Source organism: Bradyrhizobium sp. Pha-3 (assembly GCF_042258325.1).
Lineage (GTDB): Bacteria > Pseudomonadota > Alphaproteobacteria > Rhizobiales > Xanthobacteraceae > Bradyrhizobium > Bradyrhizobium elkanii.
Genome location: NZ_CP170151.1, coordinates 8,746,914 through 8,764,316, shown reverse-complemented (window position 1 = coordinate 8,764,316; position 17,403 = coordinate 8,746,914). Strand labels below are relative to the sequence as shown.

Sequence of the window (17,403 nt, the reverse complement as noted above, 5' to 3'; positions counted from 1 at the left end):
CGGATCACTGGCATGCCATATGGCAGGCAACCGGATGTCCAGACTGCATCGACTGCAGCGCGGCCTCGAACGCAGCGAGCGTCGCCAGCACGTCCGCTTCAGGCACCGGGAACGGCTGCTTGCCTTCGACAGCGTCGGCAAAGGCCGCAAGTTCCGCGGTGAGGGTGTCGATCGCCGGATAGCGCGTGATCGCAGGCGCCTCGCCGGATTTCCGCAGCACCATCGTCTGTTCGTCGAGCACCTCGGCGGATCCCTTCGTTCCGAACACATGCACGCGCCAATAGAACGGTGTTGCGCGAATTGTCGCAAGGGTTGCGCTCACGCCATTCACAAATTCAATCGCCAAGGTTGCAGTGTCGAGCGGCGGCGGTCCCGCCTCGCGCGCACTCAACCGGGCATAAACTTGTCGGGCAGGACCAAGGAGGCTGACGAAGCCGTCGAGCACATGCAGTCCCGCGCCGGTCAGGCCGCCGCCTGGCGATTCCTCGGGCGACAGCCGCCAGCCCTGCGTGATGGTCTGCGAGTTCTCGTTGCTGTTGTGGCCCTCGACATGCAGGATGGTGCCGAGCTCGCCGCTGGCTGTGATCGCGCGCAGCGCCTGCATCGACGGCCAGAACCGGCGGTTATGCCCGACCGCGAGCACCACGCCGGCGCTGCGGCACGCCGCGAACATCTCTGCGGCATCGGCGCGCCGAAGCGCCAGCGGCTTCTCGCAAAACACCTGCTTACCGGCGCCGGCTGCCGCGATCACCTGGCCCTTGTGCAGCGAATGCGGCGTCGCCAGCAGCACGGCATCGATGCGAGGGTCGGCGAGGACATCGTCCAGGCTCGCCGCGACGGAGAGGCCGTGCGCCTCGCAAAAGCTGGCGGCGCCGTTGGCGTCGGGTTCCAGCGCGCGGACGATCCTGAGCCGCGGCTCGTTGCGCGCGGCCCCGACCAGTGCGCGGCCCCATCGACCGAGGCCCGCGATCGCGCAGTTGATCATGACTGTTCCTCACCGTGGCCGGCCCGGATCGCCTCGATGACCGCGGCGCTGTCGTTGTCCGGCCCTTGAAGCGCGATCGCCGCGCGCAGCAGTTCGGCCTGCACCGAGGTCAGCGGAAAGGGCAGGCCGTGCCGGCAGGCCTCCTGCAGGATCAGCTCGGCATCCTTCAAGGTCTGCGCGATGTGCGATTGCGGCGAGAAATCCCGCGCCAGCATCTTCGGCCCCTTGCTGTCCATCACGGCAGAATATGCCGCCGATTGCCGCGCGGTCGCAAGGAACCCCGCGCCCTCGAGGCCGAGGCTTTCGGCAAAGGCGATGCCCTCGGCCAGCGCGGCGCGGTTGTTCTGCAGGATCAGGTTGATGGCGAGCTTGGTGCGGCTGGCATTGCCGATCGCGCCGACATTGATCCGCTGCGGGCAGAGAATATCGAGCGTCGACGCGGCGGCGTCGATGACGTCGGCATCGCCAGCGACCAGTGCGGTGGCCGTGCCCGCACGCACCTCGGCGCTGGTCCCCGAGATCGGTGCTTCGATGAAGGCGAGGCGCGAGCGGGAGGCGAATTCGGCGATTGCCACGATCTCGCCCGGCGCGCAGGTGGTGGTGCAGATGATGCGCGGCGGCGTCGTCGCGTTGGCAAGGTCCGGCAGCAACGTCCTGACCTGGGCCGCGTCATACACCGCGATGACGATGGTCCGGCAGCGCGCAGCGACGTCGGCGGCGAACGCCGCGAGCTCGGCGCCGCTGGCTCTAAGGCCATCCGTTTTCGCGGCGTCGATGTCGAAGCCGATCACCCCGATGCCGGCGTCGATCAGCCGCGCGGAGAGCGCCGATCCCATCAGCCCCAGGCCAATCATGCCAACAGGTGTCTCGCGAGCCATGATGCGACGCCGCCTCGCTCTATTGCGGCTGGATGCCGGCCGCCTTGACCTCCGCCGACCAGCGCACGACCTCGCTTCTGACGAAGGCGCCGAACTCAGCCGGCGCCAGCGGCGCCACCATCACGCCGACATCGGCGAGCTTCTTCCTCGTCTCCGGCATCGCGAGGTATTTCGCACACTCGGCGTAGAGCTTGCTGACCACCGGTTCCGGCGTGCCGGCGGGCGCGAACAGGCCGTACCAGATCGTGGCCTCGAAGCCTGGCATCGCTTCGGCGAGCGCGGGCAGGCCGGGCGTCAGCTCGTTGCGGGTCGCCGACGTCACGGCGATGCCGCGCAAGGTGCCGCCCTGCATCTGCGGGATCGCGACCGAGAAGTCGCCGAAGGTGAGATCGATCATCCCCGCCATCACGTCGGTCATTGCCTGCGGCACGCCGCGATAGGACGCCGCGATCAGCGACAGGCCGCCGCGCGATTGCAACTGGGCGATCGAGATCTGCGAGGCGCCGGAGCCGTAGCCCGCGGTCAAATTGGGATTGGCCTTGGCGTAGCTGAGGAACTGCGGCAGGTCCCTGGCCGCGAGCTTCGGATTGACCAGCAGCACCATCGCCGTCGTGGTGGTGCGGATCACCGGTGCAAAGTCCTTCACCGGGTCGTAGGGCAGGCTCTTCAGCGTCGCGACGTTGCTGGCATGGGTGGTGTTGGTGCCCATCAACAGCGTGTAGCCGTCGGGCGCGCTGCGGGCGACTTCCTGGGCGCCGATGCTGCCGAGCGCGCCGGCGCGGTTCTCGATCAGCACGGTCTGGCCGAACGCGTCCTGCAGATGCTGGCCGACCAGCCGCGCGACATTGTCGGGACCGGCGCCGGCCGGGAAGGGCACGATGATCTTGAGCGGCCGTTGCGGAAAATTGTCGGCGGCGAAAGCCGGCAGGACCGGAAGCGTCGCAAGCAGGACGACGAGCAGTCCCAGCCGTAACTTCATCCCGGTCCCCTCCCGTGTCTGCTTTTGCAAATTTATACGGACAAATACATCAGAAAGGCAAGCGTCCTGCCTGACGGAATGTTGAGGTGCGTCATATTTATCCGTATAAATAGTCCATTCAGGGGAGCCCGACGACGATGGTGGACATCAGCGATCTCCATGCACGCGGACTGCGCCGGCGCCAGAAGATGTTCGGCGAGGTCGACGTCGCCAAGCGGATGGCCGCTGCCGGCGATTTCGGCACGCCGCTGCAAGACATCATCAATGCCTATGTCTATGGCGACGTCTGGGAGCGCAGCGGGTTGTCCGACCAGATCCGCAGCCTCGTGATGCTCGGCATCACCGCGGCGAGCAGCAAGCCGGCCGAGTTCCGCGTCCATGCCAAGGGCGCGCTGGCCAATGGGTGCACCGCCGCGCAGGTGCAGGACGTGCTGCTGCTGGTCGCGATGTATTGCGGCATTCCGGCCGCGATCGAGACCAGCAAGATCGCAGCCGAGGTGTTCGGCGAGGTGCCGCCTGAGGGGTAGGGCACCGGCCTGCGCCGTGATAGGGACGTTGCCGACCGCGACCGGCAACAGGATCTGCCCATGTCCGCCTTCCCGACCTCGACCACCGTGCTCGATTCCGTATTGTTTCGCGATGCCTTCGGCACGCGCGAGATGCGCGAGGTGTTTTCCGACCTGCGGCTGATCGAGCGCTACGCCGAGGTCGAGGTCGCGCTGGCGAAGGCCGAAGCGCGCTGCGGCGTGATTCCTGCGGAAGCGGCCGAGGAGATCGCAAAACGGACCGATGTTGCCGCGCTCGATTTCGATCTGCTGCGGCAGGAGACCGATGTGGTCGGCTACCCGATCCTGCCCCTGGTGCATCAGATGGCGAAGCAATGCGGCGAGGCCGGCCGCTATGTCCATTGGGGCGCGACCACGCAGGACATCATGGACACCACCGTGGTGCTGCAGCTGCGCGATGGCCTGAAGATCATCGAGGACGACATCGCCGCGCTGCGCGGCATCCTGGCCGCTCTCTCGAAGAAATACCGCGATACGCCGATGGCCGGCCGCACCCATCTGCAGCAGGCGCTGCCGGTGACCTTCGGCTACAAGACCGCGATCTGGCTCGCCGCCTTCGATCGCCATGCCGCGCGGCTCGTGGAGCTGAAGCCGCGCGTGCTGGTCGGCCAGTTCGCCGGCGCCGCCGGCACGCTGGCCTCGTTGGGCGACAAGGGTTTCGAGGTCCAGCAGGCGCTGTGCGAAGAGCTCGGCCTCGGCGTGCCCGTCTCCACCTGGCATGTTGCCCGCGACGGTCTGGCGGAAGCGGTGAATTTCCTCGCGCTGGTCACGGGAACGCTCGGCAAGATCGCGCTCGACATCATGATCATGGCGTCGACCGAGTTCGCCGAGGTCTACGAGCCGTTCGTGAAGGGGCGCGGCGCGTCCTCGACCATGCCGCAGAAGCGCAACCCGATCTCGTCGGAACTGATGCTCGCCGCCGCCAAGGCGGTGCGCCAGCATGCCGGCCTGATGCTGGACGCGATGGTGCAGGATTTCGAGCGCGCCACCGGCCCATGGCACGCCGAATGGATGGCGATCCCGGAAAGCTTCGTGCTGACCGCGGGCGCGCTGCACCAGGCGAGGTTCGCGCTTGGCGGCCTGATCGTCGACGAGCAGCGGATGGCCGACAATCTCGACATCAGCCGCGGGCTGATCGTCGCCGAAGCCGTGATGATGGGCCTTGCGCCCGCGATCGGCCGACAGGAGGCGCATGACGTGGTCTATGACGCCTGCCGCGTCGCCAACGACAAGGGCCTGACGCTGGCCGAGGCGCTGGCCGCGGATGATCGCGTCGCCAGCCGGATCGATCGGGCGACGATCGACCGCCTCACCGCGCCGAAAAACTATCTCGGCCTCGCGCCCGAGATGGTCGACCGGGTGCTGGCCTCGGTGAAGCGGTAAAATTCGAGGCAATTGCTCGCCGTCGCGTGATCGAGCGCGGCGGGCAGGAACCTTGCGGATGCGGATCGAATTGGACTACGAATCCCGAGAGTTCCTCAAACGACACGGCGCTTCATGACCGCACATCAACGCAACCTTTCCGCCTCGATCGATCCCGTGAAACTCGATCGGCTCGCCGAAGTCGCGATCAAGGTCGGCCTGCAGCTGCAGCCGGGGCAGGATCTCTTGCTGACGGCGCCTGCCGCGGCGATGCCGCTGGTACGGCGGGTGGTGGAGCATGCTTACAAGGCCGGTGCTGGTCTCGTGACCCCGTTCTTCTCGGACGAAGAGCTCACGCTGGCGCGCTACCGTTACGGCAATGATGCGAGTTTCGATCGTGCCGCAAGCTGGCTCTATGAGGGCATGGCGAGGGCGTTCGGCGCCAACACCGCGCGGCTTGCGATCGTCGGCGACAATCCGATGCTGTTGTCGGGCGAAGACCCGGCCAAGGTGGCGCGCGCCAGCAAGGCCAATTCGATCGCCTACCAGCCTGCACTGGAGAAGATCGTCAATTTCGACACCAACTGGAACATCATCGCCTATCCGAGCACGTCCTGGGCCAAGCAGGTGTTCCCCGACGATGCCGAGGACGTCGCGGTGGCCAGGCTTGCGGATGCGATCTTCTCCGCCTCCCGGGTCGATCAGGATGGCGCCGTCGCCGCCTGGGCACAGCACAATGCGAAGCTCCGTGAGCGCACCGAATGGCTGAACGGCCAGCGTTTCCACGCGCTGAAATATTCCGGACCCGGCATGGACCTCACGATTGGCCTCGCCGACGGTCATGAATGGGAGGGCGGTGCGTCGACCGCCAAGAACGGCATCGTCTGCAATGCCAACATCCCGACCGAGGAAGTCTTCACCACGCCGCACTGCCGCCGCGTCAGCGGCCACGTCGTCAGCTCCAAGCCGCTGTCCTATCAGGGGACGCTGATCGACAATATCTCGGTCAAGTTCGAGGAAGGCCGCATCGTCGAGGCCAAGGCCTCGCGCGGCGAGGAAGTGCTGAAGAAGGTGCTCGACACCGACGAGGGCGCGCGTCGCCTCGGCGAGGTTGCGCTGGTGCCGCATTCCTCGCCGATTTCGAAGAGTGGGCTGCTGTTCTTCAACACGCTGTTCGACGAGAACGCCGCCTCGCACATCGCGCTCGGCCAGTGCTACTCGAAATGCTTCGTTGGTGGCGACAAGCTGACGCCGCAGCAGATCGCCGACCAGGGCGGCAACAAGAGCCTGATCCATATCGACTGGATGATCGGCTCCGCCCACACCGACATCGACGGCATCCACGCCGACGGCCGCAGCGTGCCGGTGTTTCGGAAAGGCGAGTGGGCGTAAGGCGCGGCCCACCCTGCCTAATCCCGTCATCCTGAGGTGCGCGCCCTTGCGCGCCTCGAAGGATGGACGGCCCGGATATCGCGTGCGCGGGGAGACTTCGGCCGTTCGCCCTTCGAGGCTCGCAGGGTGACGGGGAAAGATTTGTATCCAGGGTAGCCTACTGAAACCGCCGCTCCCGCGCGGCGATCAGTCCGCCGCGCGGGGCGCTGAAGCGGCAGGTCTCGTGCTGCGGCTTGAATCCGAGCCGGCGATAGATCTTCAGCGCGGGAGCGTTGCGGCTCGAGACGTTGAGCCAACAGGGGTGTTCGGTCGAGACGTCGTGTGCAGCCAGCACGCGATACACCAATAGCTGGCCGAGTCCGCGCCCCTGCCGCACCGGGTCGACGGCGACCGACTCGATCCACATCGAGTTCCGCTCCGGCTCGGTCAGGCAGAAGCCCGACATTTGTCCATCTTCCGACGCGATCCAGACTTCGCTCTCGGTCAAAACCTGCGCCATCTCCTCCGGCGAATACAGGCGGAAGGCGGCGTCCGAGGCGTAGGCGGCATTGTGGATGCGCGCGACCTCGCTCGCGCAGGCGGTGACGTCGCTGACCTGCTCGACGGTGGCGCGCGCGGCCGCGAGCGTGCGCGCCGGCTGCAACGGCTCGACACACTTCATCCCGATCTCGGACTCGACATGAACAAAGCCGAAGGCAGCCACGAAGGCCATTCCGGCCGGCCAGTCGCTGCTCACCAGCGTCTGCACGGTGAGATCGGCGTCGGCGTCGATCGCAAGCACCTCGTCGAACAGCGCGAGGCCAATCCGGCGGCGGCGCATCTCGGGCGCCACGACGATCTTGAGGAACCGGGAATGATGCGCGCCCTGGTCGCGCAACGACGACTCGGCGAGGCCGCAGAGCACGCCATTGCGCTCGGCAACGCGAAAGTCGCGCCCGCCGCGGTTCTGCGGCAGCTTCAGGAACTGGTCCCATTGCGGCAGCGTGACAGGGCCTAGCCGCGGTTCCACCGCGGCTGCCTTTGCGTAAAGTTCGACCACCGCTTCCGCATCAGCCTCTCGAAGCGGCCGGATGGTGATGCCGTCATCCATGAGTCGGAAGCTTACCCGATATCGAGCCGATAGACATCCTTTGCCGTCTTCAAGAACAACGCCGTCTTTTCGGCTTCGCTATATTGTGATGCAAGCCGTTTAAAGGTGTTGAAGATGACCTGGTAGCTGCATTGCCCCTTATCAGGTGGGAAGTTGCTCTCGAACATGCAACGGTCCGGACCGAACGCCTCGATGCAGGTCTCGACATAAGGCCGCCAGGCGGCGGCGAGTTCCTCCGACGAGGGCGGCATGGGGCGGAGGTGGAAGTCGTAGCCGAGCAGGCACATCGCCAGCCCGCCGAGCTTGACCACGACGTTCGGGCATTGGGCGATCTCCTGGATCGACGCCTTCCAGATCGGAAAGGTCTCCGCGCGCTTGCCGGCGAAGCGGCCGGTGCCGACCGGGCCGCCGCAATGGTCGAGCACGATCCTGGTATCGGGAAAGGCGCGGGCGAGGTCGGTCAGTTCGCCGATCTGCGGGTGGAACAACCAGGCATCGAAGCTGAGGCCGAGCGGCGCCAGGCAGGCGAACCCCCTACGAAAGGTGGGGTCCAACAGAATGCCCTTCGGCCGGTTCGCGTACATGTGCGCGACGGTGGGGTCCTCGTCCCAGGCCGAGGAGTGGCGGATGCCGCGGAACCGGCCGTTGCCGGCGGCAATCTGCGCCTCCAGCACCGCCTTGGCCTGATCGCCGGTCAGAAGGTTAACGTGGCTGACGATGCCGGCGCAGATCGCCGCCTTGCCGTAGCCGCCGCTCGCCGCCATCGCCGCGACGCCGTTGGCAAACTCGACCTCGCCAACCGGACGGAACGCCTCCGGGCCGTCGGCGCGGTACATCGACCGGCAATCGACATAGACGGTGGCCACGATGTTGTGGCCGGACGCGATGTCGTCGCGCATCTCCTCGATCAGATAGCGAAGCCCGCCGCGATCCCAGAGATGGTGATGCGGATCGACGATCGGCCGGGCCGGATCGATGATCTCTTCAGTGTATTGGGCGAGCCAGTCTTCGCGCGGGTTGGCATAGAGCCCGCTGGCGGAGGTGGGCAGAGTGCTGGCCATGGATGATGCTCCCTGTTCTTGCTCTTGTCGGCCGCCGATACGATGTCGGCTTTGGGGAGGATAACGAGCCGCGGCGGAGCGCGTCAAACCCGGGCCTCTGCCTGACCTCTGCCTGAGGAAGCACGCGTATGTCTGCGCGCGCCGGTCAACCCGACCGCATTGCCGGTCGCGACCATGTCATCGACTGAGCTTGCCTCGCCGGCGATGCCTGCTCGGCGCGCCAGGTGATGATGACCGAGGCGATGACGAGAAGCGCTCCAAACAACATCGTGACGGAAAACGGCTCGCCCAGAAACAGCGTGCCGAGCAGCACGGCGATGATCGGGTTGACGAAGATGTAGGTCGAGACCATGAACGTCGACACATTGTCGAGCAGCCAGCGAAATGCCGTGAAGCCAATGACGCTGCCGGCGATGGCGAGATAGATCACCGCTGCGAGCGAGGGCGCCGAAACGTCGCGCGGCGAGAAGCCTTCCAGTTCACCGGACGCAAGACTGATCGCAAACAGGACCGCGCCGCCGATCGACAGCTGCATGCCTGACGACAATGTTGGCGAGCCATGATCCGATGTCCGACGCGACAGCACCGTGCCCACCGCCCAGGAGAACGCCGCAGCGAGCAGCAGCAGAATCGGAAGGATGCTGAAATGGCCTTGTCCGGCCGATTGCCAGGCCACGATTGCAACACCAGCAAGGCCGGGCAGCAATGCGGCCAGCGTCATTGTCGCGGGACGCCGGGTTTGCGGATACAGGAAATCGATGAGCAACACCCAGAACGGAATCGTGGCCAGCATGATCGCGGCGATGCCGGACGGAACCGATTGCTGGGCATAAGCGAGAACACCATGGCAGCCGACGAAGAACAGCACGCCGCAGAGCGCGGCGGTCAGCCAGTTCCACCGCGAAACGCGCGTGACGTCCGCCACGTTCAGCGCGATCAGGATCAGGCCGCCGCCGAGCGAGCGAAGGCCCATCAGCAGGAACGGCGGGATCGACTTCAAGCCGAGCGCGATCGCGAAGTAGGTGGAACCCCAAAGCAGATAGATGGCGGCAAACGCGCCGACAATCAAAAGGCGCTTGGACATGCGAGGCTCCCGAAGCTAGATTCTAACCCCTTAATGGGTTATCAAATCCAACCTATTAAGGGGTTATGCGTTCCAGAGGAGTTGCTGGATCATGTCGCGCGTTCCCTCGCCTGAGGCGTCGTCCCGGGAAGAGCTCAGCATCAAGTTCGTCAATACCGTCGCATGGCGTCTCCGCGACCTGGTTGAGGACCGGATCGCGACCTCGGATTCCATCCTGAAATGGCTGGTCGATGCCGAACTGGCGGACCGCCGGATCGCCGCGCAGCTCAGGGCGCGATGGAAATCCTCACCGCGTGAGGCAGATACCTTTCTGAATGCCGCGCATGGCCTGCGCGAGGCGCTCTACCAGTTATTTATTGCCCGCATCGGGGGTGGCCGGGCCGATCCGACGGCGGTGGCCGATCTCAACCGATCTCTCGGAACTGGATCGGGTGGTGTTGCGCTCGGAACCGTCGGCGACACCCTGCGGTGGCTGCCGACCGCCGGGAAGGTCACGCCCGACGCGCTGTTGAAGCCGATCGCGTGGTCGGCGGTGAGCCTTCTGACCGGCCCCCGTGCTGAGCGGGTGAAGCAGTGCCAGGACGAGCGGGGCTGCGGCTGGTTGTTCGTCGACGAGAGTCGCGCCCAGAACCGGCGGTGGTGCTCGATGGGCGATTGCGGCAATCTCGCCAAATCGCGCCGGCATTACCAGCGCGGCCAAGCGGCGGAAGATTGATGACGTTGAGCCTCACACCCCGTCGAGGATGATCACCGTCGGCGTCGCCGGCAGGGTGTCGCGCGAAATCCGCAGGGTCCGCTCTCCGCCGCGGCGATCGATCTCGAACTGCTGGCCGATCAGGCGCATGAACTCGTCGAGCGGGGTGGCGAAGCGGTGCATCGGCAGCACGACGGCGGCGCGCAATCGCCTGGTGATTTCGGAAATGCCGTCGAGCGACATCGTATAGGTACCGTCGATCGGCACCATCACGATGTCGAGCCGGCCGATCGCGGCGAAATGGCTGTCGTCGAGCTTGACGTGGAGGTGACCGAGATGGCCGATGCAGAGGCCCGCGACCTCGAAGATGAAGATCGAATTGCCGTCCTTGATCATCTCGCCGCCGGAGTCTTCGCCCCAGTAGCGGCGGATGTCGGTGGTGACATTGCGGATATAGACGTCGCCGATGCGCTCAGCGTAATGGGCGGCCTGGCCGTTCTCTCCCCAGCCATGCAGCACGTGGGGAATCTTGGGATCGGGAAACAGCGTGTAATGGGTCGCGTGAGCCCGGTTCATGGTCGCGACGTCGGGCAGCCGCCCGGTCCGATAGACGCCGTTATAGTCGGTCGCGATCCGGATGCCGCCGGGCGTGTCGATATAGTAGGTCGAATGGCCGGCATAGGTGATCGCGACTTCGTCGGCTTTGGCTGCGACGCGCCGGTAGTTCACCGGGACGGCGCGCGGCGGCGCATTGGCCATCGCCAGGCATTCGCTGCGCTGGGTATCCTGCGCGAAGGCGTGGCTGGTGAACGTTCCCAGCAAGACGAGCGCGGCGAGCAATCTCAGCATGACCTGTTCCGTCTGCGGCGGCATCCGCCAAGGTGAGATTATCGCGCAATTGGCGCGCCGTCATGATGAGGCCGGCGCATCGCTCCATGGCGCCGACTGCAACGCGATCCGACGGATTGTTGCGTCGAGACGCGCTAGAATGCCGCGCAAACAACCAGGATCAGGGAGCTATGCGTGACTGACACTGCCTCCGCGCCGCGCGCGCCTTCGACCAGGCGGCTCGAACCATTGCGCCGGGTCGACGCCGGTGTGCTCAACATCGCCTATTACGAAGCGGGCCCATCCGATGGGCCGGCCGTGATGCTGATGCATGGCTTCCCCTACGACATCCACTCCTACGTGGACGTCGCGCCCCTGCTGGCGGCGCAAGGCTGTCGGGTCATCGTGCCCTATCTGCGCGGCTACGGACCGACGGCCTTCCGCGACAAGTCAACGCCACGCTCGGGCGAGCAGGCGGCGGTCGGCGCCGACATGATGGCGCTGATGGACGCGCTCGGCATCGAGCGCGCGGTGTTCGCCGGCTATGACTGGGGCGGCCGCGCCGCATCGATCGGTGCGGCGCTGTGGCCGGAAAGATGCATCGGACTCGTCTGCACCAACGGCTACATGATCCAGGACATCGCACGTGCAATGGTGCCGGCGCCGCCGGATCGCGAGGTGGCGCTGTGGTATCAGTACTACTTCCAGCTCGAGCGGGGGCGGGCGGGGCTCGCCGCCAACCGGCGCGGCATCGCCAAAATCCTGTGGTCGCAATGGTCGCCGAGCTGGGCGTTCGACGACGCCTGCTTCGAGCGGACTGCGGTCGCGTTCGACAATCCTGATTATGTCGACGTCGTGATCCACAGTTATCGGCACCGCTACGGCGTTGTCGATGGGGATCCGCAATATGCGGATTTGCAGCGGCGGCTCGACACATTGCCTGTCATCAGGGTCCCCGCCATCTCGCTCGACGGCGCCGACGACGGCGTGACGTTCGCGACCGACGGCAGTCGCACCGCGGCAAAGTACACTGGCCGCCTGGCCCATCGCCTGATTCCGCATGCCGGCCACAATCTGCCGCAGGAAGCGTCGGAGGCGTTTGCCGCCGCAGTGCTGGAGGTGATGAAGGCTAGCGCCGCGGGCTGATCTTCCAGGCGATGGCAAGCGTCAGCAGCGTCAGAATGCCGCTGACCAGCGCGGCCGTCGGGATTGTCAGGGCCAGCGCCGCGGTTGCGGCCCAGCCGATCGAGGAGAAGGCTTCCGCGAAAGTGGCGATGCGGGAGGAGGTCTGACGCCGGCGGAATTGGCTGCGCTTGGCCTGCGCGCGGAACCAGAGCTGGACAGCGGCGGCGGATGCGGTCGCGATGATGATCGCGATCGCCGTGACCGCGGCCTGCCCTGGCGAGGCAAACGCCAGCGCGGCCACCAGCGGGGCGAAGACCACGGCGATTGCGAACAGGACCACCTCGACCTTGGCGCGGGTCACGCGTGACGGCGGCAGCGGCGCGGTCGCCACCAGATCGGGCGCGTCCTCGCCGGAGATGGTCAGCCATGCGAGCCCGCCGGCGAGCTGGCCTGCGGCCATCACGATGACGGGCGTAATCAGCACGATCGCGGTCGACGTACCGGAGAAGCTGCGCCACAGCATCAGCGCCGGCGGCAGCAGATAGAGCATCTGCATCAGGCTCTGCGACAGCAGCCAGGGATCGCGGCGCAGCAGCAAGAATTCCTTGCGCCGCAGCGCCTGCTGCCGCGAGCCCGCCCGGAACGCGCGCACGCGCCCCCGCGTCACCGCAGCCGGGTTGGCGGCGACGCTGGCGACCGTATCCGCGAACCGGTGTGCGAATATCGCCATCACGCCGCCAAGCATCACCAGCGCTGCGGCGAGCAGCAGCATCATGATTTCGAGGTCGCCGAGCGATGCCCGTGCCGGCCACCACAGCAGGCTGTCGGGGGCGGGGGCAATTCGCGCCGCGGTTTCCGAGGTCAGAAAGGCAAAGCGCGACAGCGTGCCGTAGGACAGCACGGCCACGACCTGCAGCGCGATGACGAAGCCCGCACCGATCACGGCGGAGACGACCTGCGCCACCAGCCGCGTCCGGCTCGGCCCGATCAGTCGGAACAGGAACGCGGTGACGGCGATCGCGGTGGCGGCCGCCGACAGCCCGATCGCAAGGACGACGCCGAAGCCGGCGAGCCAGCGCGGGCCGCCGAGATAGACCAGCACGTCGATGAACGGCGTCGACAGCAAGAGCGCCATGCTGCTCACCGTCAGCGCGATCGCGGCGATCCGGATCGAGAAGATGTTGGTGAGTTTTGCCGGCGACGACATGATCAAATCGAGATCGGCGCGGGCGTAGAACACGCGCGTCACCGACTCGATCGCCTGCGAGAGCATCAGCGCCCAGGCCAGGAAGATCGTCGCGGTCAGCACGATCAGCGACGACGGGTCGAGCGGAAACCGCAGGTCGGCATAGCGGCTGACCACGGCATAAGCCGGCAGATGCAGGATCGCCGCGAAGATCAAGAGGCCGATCACGGCGCGATTGCGCCGGCGCCGGCCGCCGGTCATCATGGCCAGCCATTCGCGCCACGCCAGGCGGAATTCGTGGCGCGCGAACCAGGTGAGGTGGGCGACCGAGCTCACGCCGCCGCCGCTTCGGTATCGACCAGCGCGATGAACATATCCTCGAGGGTGGTGTCGTTGCGGCCGTTCTGCTCGCGCAGCTCGGCCAGCGTGCCCTCGGCAATCAGCCTGCCGGCCGCGATCACGCCGATCCGGTCGGCCATCCGCTCGGCGACTTCGAGAATGTGGGTCGTCATGATCACGGTGCAGCCGGCGCGGACGCGCTCCTGCAGCAGCCCCTTGACGTGACGCGCCGACAGCGCGTCGAGGCCGGTCAGCGGCTCGTCGAGAATGATCAGGCGGGGATCGTGCACCAGCGCGCCGGCGAGCGCCACCTTTTGGCGCATGCCCTTGGAGAAGCCTTCGCAGCGCTCGTTGAGATGCGGCTCGAGCCCGAGCGACATCAGGAGATCGCGCGCCGAACTCTCCGACGTGCGCGGATCGATGCCCCACAGGCCGGCGACGAATTCGAGATATTCCAGCGGCGTCAGCTTGTCGTAGATCATCGGCTCGTCGGACACCCAGGCCATGATCTGCTTGGCGGCGACCGGATCGGCGAGCGCGTCGATGCCGAGGATCGACACCGAGCCGGCATCGGGCCGCAATAGCCCCGCCACCATGCGCAGCGTCGTGGTCTTGCCGGCGCCGTTCGGCCCGAGCAGCGCATAGAATTCGCCGACACGGATCGTGAGATCGAGCGCGTCGACCGCCGGGCGGTCAAAGCGCTTGGTTAACCCTCGCACGGCGAGTGCGGACAGTTCAGGTGTCATGGCGTGGTGGCGATCCGGAAGTTCGCTCGTCGGTTGCGCAAAGCTTGGACAAAAACCGTTTCGGTGCAGTGAATCGCATGGGGCAAATCAAAGGTGATACCCGTATTAGTCCGTGCTGCGGCAAATCTCCGCAAATGTGATGATACAGCGACAACAGCGGTTTGTTGACAGGGATCGGGCCTTTTGGCTCAATCGCGGCGGACATAGGCGGCTTTCAGCGCTCCAGACACAAGGGCGTGAAGGCGGGATGCAACGAGCGATCGGATAAGAATCGCCGGGCATCGGGGAGGGAACGATGCTGGACTTCGTTCAGCAGCTCGTCAGCGGCATCGCGCTCGGCTGCGTTTACGGCCTGATCGCGCTCGGCTTCGTGCTGGTCTACAAGGCAACCGAGGTCGTCAATTTCGCGCAAGGCGATTTGATGATGCTGGGCGGCTTTTTCGCCTTCACCTTCATCGGCATGCTCGGGCTGAATTACTGGGTCGGGTTCGCCGGCGCGGTGATCTGCATGGCGCTGTTCGGCATGCTGGCCGAGCGGCTCGTGGTGCGGCCGATCCTCGGCTATCCACAGTTCTCCATCATCATGGCGACGATCGGGCTCGGCTATTTCCTGCGCTCGATCTCCGGCATGATCTGGGGCACCGACGACTTCAAGATCGAGACGCCGTTCAGCCAGGGCGTCCTGCGGATCGGCAGCCTGGTGCTCGCCTACGACAAGCTGTCGGTGATCGCGGCGACCATCATCCTGTGTGCGCTGCTCTATCTGTTCTTCAACCGCACCACGCTCGGCACCGCGATGCGCGCCAGTTCGGAGAACATGCTGGCTGCCTATTACATGGGCATTCCGGTCAAGCGGGTGGTCTCGATCGTCTGGGCGATCTCGGCCGCGGTCGCGACCTGCGCCGGCGTGCTGCTGGCGCCGATCACCTTCATTCATTCCAATGTCGGCCTGGTGCTGGGGTTGAAGGCGTTTCCGGCCGCGGTGCTCGGCGGCTTCGGCTCGATCCCGGGCGCCGTGGTCGGCGGTGTCCTGATCGGCGTGATCGAGAGCATGGCCGGCTTCTATTTGCCGCAGGGATGGAAGGACGTCGCGCCCTACATCGTGCTGCTCGCGGTGCTGCTGCTCAAGCCCGAGGGCCTGTTCGGCCTTCATGTCCGCAAGAAGGTCTGAGGAGCGACACATGCGGTTTCTCTTCAAGACCGATTACGAAGACGACATCAAGCTGTTCCCGCATTCGGGCTACATCTATTCCTACGGCCTGTTGCTGGCGGTGCTGCTGATCGCGCCCTACGTGCTCTCGAGCTATCTGATGAGCCAACTGGTCTTCGTCTGCATCTACGCGACCGTCGGCGTCGGGCTCTTGATCCTGACCGGCTTCACCGGACAGGCCTCGCTCGGCCATGCCGCGTTTCTGGCGATCGGCGCCTACACTGCGGCCTATCTGCAGCAGTTCAACGTGCCGTTCCCGCTCTACTTCCTCGCCGCGGGGCTGTTGACCGGCGTGGTCGGCGCGCTGGTCGGATTTCCGGCGCTGCGGCTGCAGGGCATCTATCTGGTGATCGCGACCATCTCCTTTGCGTTCATCGTCGAGGAGATCCTGGCGCGCTGGGAAAGCGTCACCAACGGCAATGAGGGCATGCGGGTCAAGACCATGCAGCTGCTCGGCACCACGGTGTCGCGCGACGGCCCGACCTTCTATTATCTCTGCCTTGCGGTGCTGGTGCTGACCATCGTCGGCACGCTCAATCTGCTGCGCTCGCCGACCGGGCGCGCCTTCGTCGCGATCCGCGACAGCGAGACCGCGGCGCGCAGCATGGGCATCAATGTCGCGCTCTACAAGGTGAAGTCGTTCGCGATCTCGGCGGCGATCACCGGCTTTGCCGGCGTGCTGTTCGCGCACAAGCTGTCCTTCATCTCGCCCGAGATGTTCACGCTGCAGCTCTCGATCGAGTTCATCATCGTGATCCTGATCGGCGGCACGTTCAGCCTGCACGGCGCGGTGCTGGGCGCGATCTTCCTGGTCATGATCGATCCGTTCCTGACCTATCTGAAGGACGATATGCCCGGCGTGATCGGCGGCATTGCTGCGACCCTCGGCGCCGGCACCGCGCGCGCGGGCCACATCCAGGACGCGGTCGCAGCCTTCGCCTCCGCCAACGGACTGAAGGGCGCGATCTACGGCATCATCATCGTGCTGTTCGTGCTGTTTGAGCCGCTCGGACTCTACGGCCGCTGGCTCAAGATCAAGCTCTTCTTCCAGCTGTTCCCGCTCTACAAGCGCGCGACCTTCAAGCGGCAGAAGATCTACGTGAAATCGGAGCGGAACAGATGAGCTATTTCCGCGCCGAGAACCTGTCGCTGCATTTCGGGGGCCTCAAGGCGGTCGATGCCGTCAGCTTCGCGGTCGAGAAGGGTGAGATCCTCTCGATCATCGGGCCCAATGGCGCCGGCAAGAGCTCGATCTTCAATCTGATCTCGCGGATCTATCCGCCGACCTCCGGCAGGATCTTCTTCGAGGATCAGGACATTACCCAGGAGCCGGCCTACGACATCGCGAAACTCGGCATCGCCCGCACCTTCCAGAACATCGAGCTGTTCGAGAACGCGACCGTGCTGAGCAATCTCCTGGTCGGCCGCCATCGCCATTCCAGCACCCGGCTCTGGCAGGAGCTGTTGTTCCTGCCGAGCGTCCGCGCCGGTGAGAAGGCGCATCGCCGCCGTGTCGAGCAGGTGATCGAGTTCCTCGATCTCGAGCCCTACCGCGACAAGCTGATCTCGGGACTGCCTTACGGCGTGCGCAAGGTGATCGAGCTGGCGCGTGCGCTGTGCTCGGAGCCAAAGCTGATCCTGCTCGACGAGCCGTCCTCCGGCCTCAATGTCGAGGAGACCGACGACATGTCGTTCTGGATCCGCGACATGAAGAGCGAGCTCGGCATCACGGTGCTGATGGTCGAGCACGACATGACGCTGGTCAACCGCGTCTCCGACCGCGTCATCGCGCTGAACTACGGCCGCGTGCTGGCGATGGGCTCGCCGTCCGAGGTGCAGCACCATCCCGACGTCGTCGCAGCGTATCTCGGCGCATGA

17 protein-coding genes are annotated in these 17,403 nt (G+C 65.6%); 8 read left to right on the top strand and 9 right to left on the bottom strand.

Translation table 11 applies throughout. The features are described 5' to 3' along the window. Nucleotides 1–4: 4 nt before the first annotated feature. Genes ACE10X_RS41895 through ACE10X_RS41885 form a run of 3 tightly spaced genes read right to left on the bottom strand, consistent with a single transcriptional unit; the run spans nucleotide 5 to nucleotide 2,842 of the window. Nucleotides 5–985: a Gfo/Idh/MocA family protein gene (locus ACE10X_RS41895; protein WP_038384788.1), complete on the bottom strand. Its 981-nt coding sequence runs from the start codon at nucleotides 983–985 to the stop codon at nucleotides 5–7. After that, entirely contained in the window at nucleotides 982–1,863 is an 882-nt protein-coding gene (locus tag ACE10X_RS41890; protein WP_038384789.1) for an NAD(P)-dependent oxidoreductase, read from the bottom strand. The genes ACE10X_RS41895 and ACE10X_RS41890 overlap by 4 nt, the downstream gene beginning before the upstream one ends. 19 nt (nucleotides 1,864–1,882) lie before the next feature. Continuing rightward, on the bottom strand, nucleotides 1,883–2,842 hold the full coding sequence (locus ACE10X_RS41885) for a tripartite tricarboxylate transporter substrate binding protein (RefSeq protein WP_038384790.1): 960 nt from the start codon (nucleotides 2,840–2,842) through the stop codon (nucleotides 1,883–1,885). 137 nt (nucleotides 2,843–2,979) lie between these two features. Between ACE10X_RS41885 and ACE10X_RS41880 the strand changes: the two genes are divergently transcribed. From ACE10X_RS41880 to ACE10X_RS41870, 3 genes are all read left to right on the top strand, one after another. Then, on the top strand, nucleotides 2,980–3,369 hold the full coding sequence (locus tag ACE10X_RS41880; RefSeq protein WP_051002989.1) for a carboxymuconolactone decarboxylase family protein: 390 nt from the start codon (nucleotides 2,980–2,982) through the stop codon (nucleotides 3,367–3,369). A gap of 60 nt (nucleotides 3,370–3,429) precedes the next feature. Next, nucleotides 3,430–4,791: an adenylosuccinate lyase family protein gene (locus ACE10X_RS41875; RefSeq protein ID WP_038384791.1), complete on the top strand. Its 1,362-nt coding sequence runs from the start codon at nucleotides 3,430–3,432 to the stop codon at nucleotides 4,789–4,791. Between the two features lie 114 nt (nucleotides 4,792–4,905). After that, nucleotides 4,906–6,162, top strand: coding sequence for an aminopeptidase (locus ACE10X_RS41870; protein ID WP_038384792.1), 1,257 nt, complete (start codon nucleotides 4,906–4,908; stop codon nucleotides 6,160–6,162). Between the two features lie 157 nt (nucleotides 6,163–6,319). On the opposite strand, the gene ACE10X_RS41865 is transcribed toward ACE10X_RS41870, so the two are convergent. The 3 genes from ACE10X_RS41865 to ACE10X_RS41855 all read right to left on the bottom strand — a co-directional run bounded on the left by ACE10X_RS41865 (nucleotide 6,320) and on the right by ACE10X_RS41855 (nucleotide 9,397). Next, nucleotides 6,320–7,252 carry a GNAT family N-acetyltransferase gene (locus tag ACE10X_RS41865; protein ID WP_051002990.1) on the bottom strand — a complete coding sequence of 311 codons (933 nt, stop codon included), beginning with the start codon at nucleotides 7,250–7,252 and terminating at the stop codon, nucleotides 6,320–6,322. Between the two features lie 11 nt (nucleotides 7,253–7,263). Further along, nucleotides 7,264–8,313, bottom strand: coding sequence for an amidohydrolase (locus ACE10X_RS41860; RefSeq protein ID WP_038384793.1), 1,050 nt, complete (start codon nucleotides 8,311–8,313; stop codon nucleotides 7,264–7,266). A gap of 145 nt (nucleotides 8,314–8,458) precedes the next feature. After that, complete coding sequence (locus ACE10X_RS41855; RefSeq protein WP_038384794.1) at nucleotides 8,459–9,397, bottom strand: EamA family transporter; 939 nt, start codon at nucleotides 9,395–9,397, stop codon at nucleotides 8,459–8,461. Nucleotides 9,398–9,488: 91 nt separating this feature from the next. Here ACE10X_RS41855 and ACE10X_RS41850 point away from each other — a divergent pair, with 91 nt between their 5' ends. After that, nucleotides 9,489–10,112: an ABATE domain-containing protein gene (locus ACE10X_RS41850; RefSeq protein WP_038384795.1), complete on the top strand. Its 624-nt coding sequence runs from the start codon at nucleotides 9,489–9,491 to the stop codon at nucleotides 10,110–10,112. A 12-nt stretch (nucleotides 10,113–10,124) separates the two neighbouring features. Here the strand turns inward: ACE10X_RS41850 and ACE10X_RS41845 are convergent, their stop codons facing one another. Then, entirely contained in the window at nucleotides 10,125–10,940 is an 816-nt protein-coding gene (locus ACE10X_RS41845) for an MBL fold metallo-hydrolase (protein WP_375763820.1), read from the bottom strand. 174 nt (nucleotides 10,941–11,114) lie between these two features. On the opposite strand from ACE10X_RS41845, the gene ACE10X_RS41840 reads away from it, so the two are divergent. Then, the gene (locus tag ACE10X_RS41840) at nucleotides 11,115–12,065 is read left to right on the top strand and encodes an alpha/beta fold hydrolase (RefSeq protein WP_051002991.1); all 951 of its coding nucleotides are present in this window, start codon (nucleotides 11,115–11,117) and stop codon (nucleotides 12,063–12,065) included. Here ACE10X_RS41840 and ACE10X_RS41835 read toward each other — a convergent pair. Both ACE10X_RS41835 and ACE10X_RS41830 read right to left on the bottom strand, forming a co-directional pair. Then, on the bottom strand, nucleotides 12,049–13,566 hold the full coding sequence (locus ACE10X_RS41835) for a hypothetical protein (RefSeq protein WP_038384797.1): 1,518 nt from the start codon (nucleotides 13,564–13,566) through the stop codon (nucleotides 12,049–12,051). The two genes, ACE10X_RS41840 and ACE10X_RS41835, sit on opposite strands and share 17 nt — an antisense overlap. Next, nucleotides 13,563–14,315 (bottom strand): ABC transporter ATP-binding protein, encoded by a 753-nt coding sequence (locus ACE10X_RS41830; RefSeq protein WP_038384798.1) that lies wholly within the window; start codon nucleotides 14,313–14,315, stop codon nucleotides 13,563–13,565. Before ACE10X_RS41830 ends, ACE10X_RS41835 begins: the two co-directional genes overlap by 4 nt. A gap of 295 nt (nucleotides 14,316–14,610) precedes the next feature. Here ACE10X_RS41830 and ACE10X_RS41825 point away from each other — a divergent pair, with 295 nt between their 5' ends. From ACE10X_RS41825 to ACE10X_RS41815, 3 genes are read left to right on the top strand one after another with little or no spacing between them, the layout of a single operon-like run. Beyond that, on the top strand, nucleotides 14,611–15,486 hold the full coding sequence (locus ACE10X_RS41825) for a branched-chain amino acid ABC transporter permease (RefSeq protein WP_018269126.1): 876 nt from the start codon (nucleotides 14,611–14,613) through the stop codon (nucleotides 15,484–15,486). 10 nt (nucleotides 15,487–15,496) lie between these two features. After that, nucleotides 15,497–16,648 (top strand): branched-chain amino acid ABC transporter permease, encoded by a 1,152-nt coding sequence (locus ACE10X_RS41820; RefSeq protein ID WP_038384799.1) that lies wholly within the window; start codon nucleotides 15,497–15,499, stop codon nucleotides 16,646–16,648. Next, nucleotides 16,645–17,403 (top strand): ABC transporter ATP-binding protein, encoded by a 759-nt coding sequence (locus ACE10X_RS41815; protein WP_038384800.1) that lies wholly within the window; start codon nucleotides 16,645–16,647, stop codon nucleotides 17,401–17,403. The genes ACE10X_RS41820 and ACE10X_RS41815 overlap by 4 nt, the downstream gene beginning before the upstream one ends.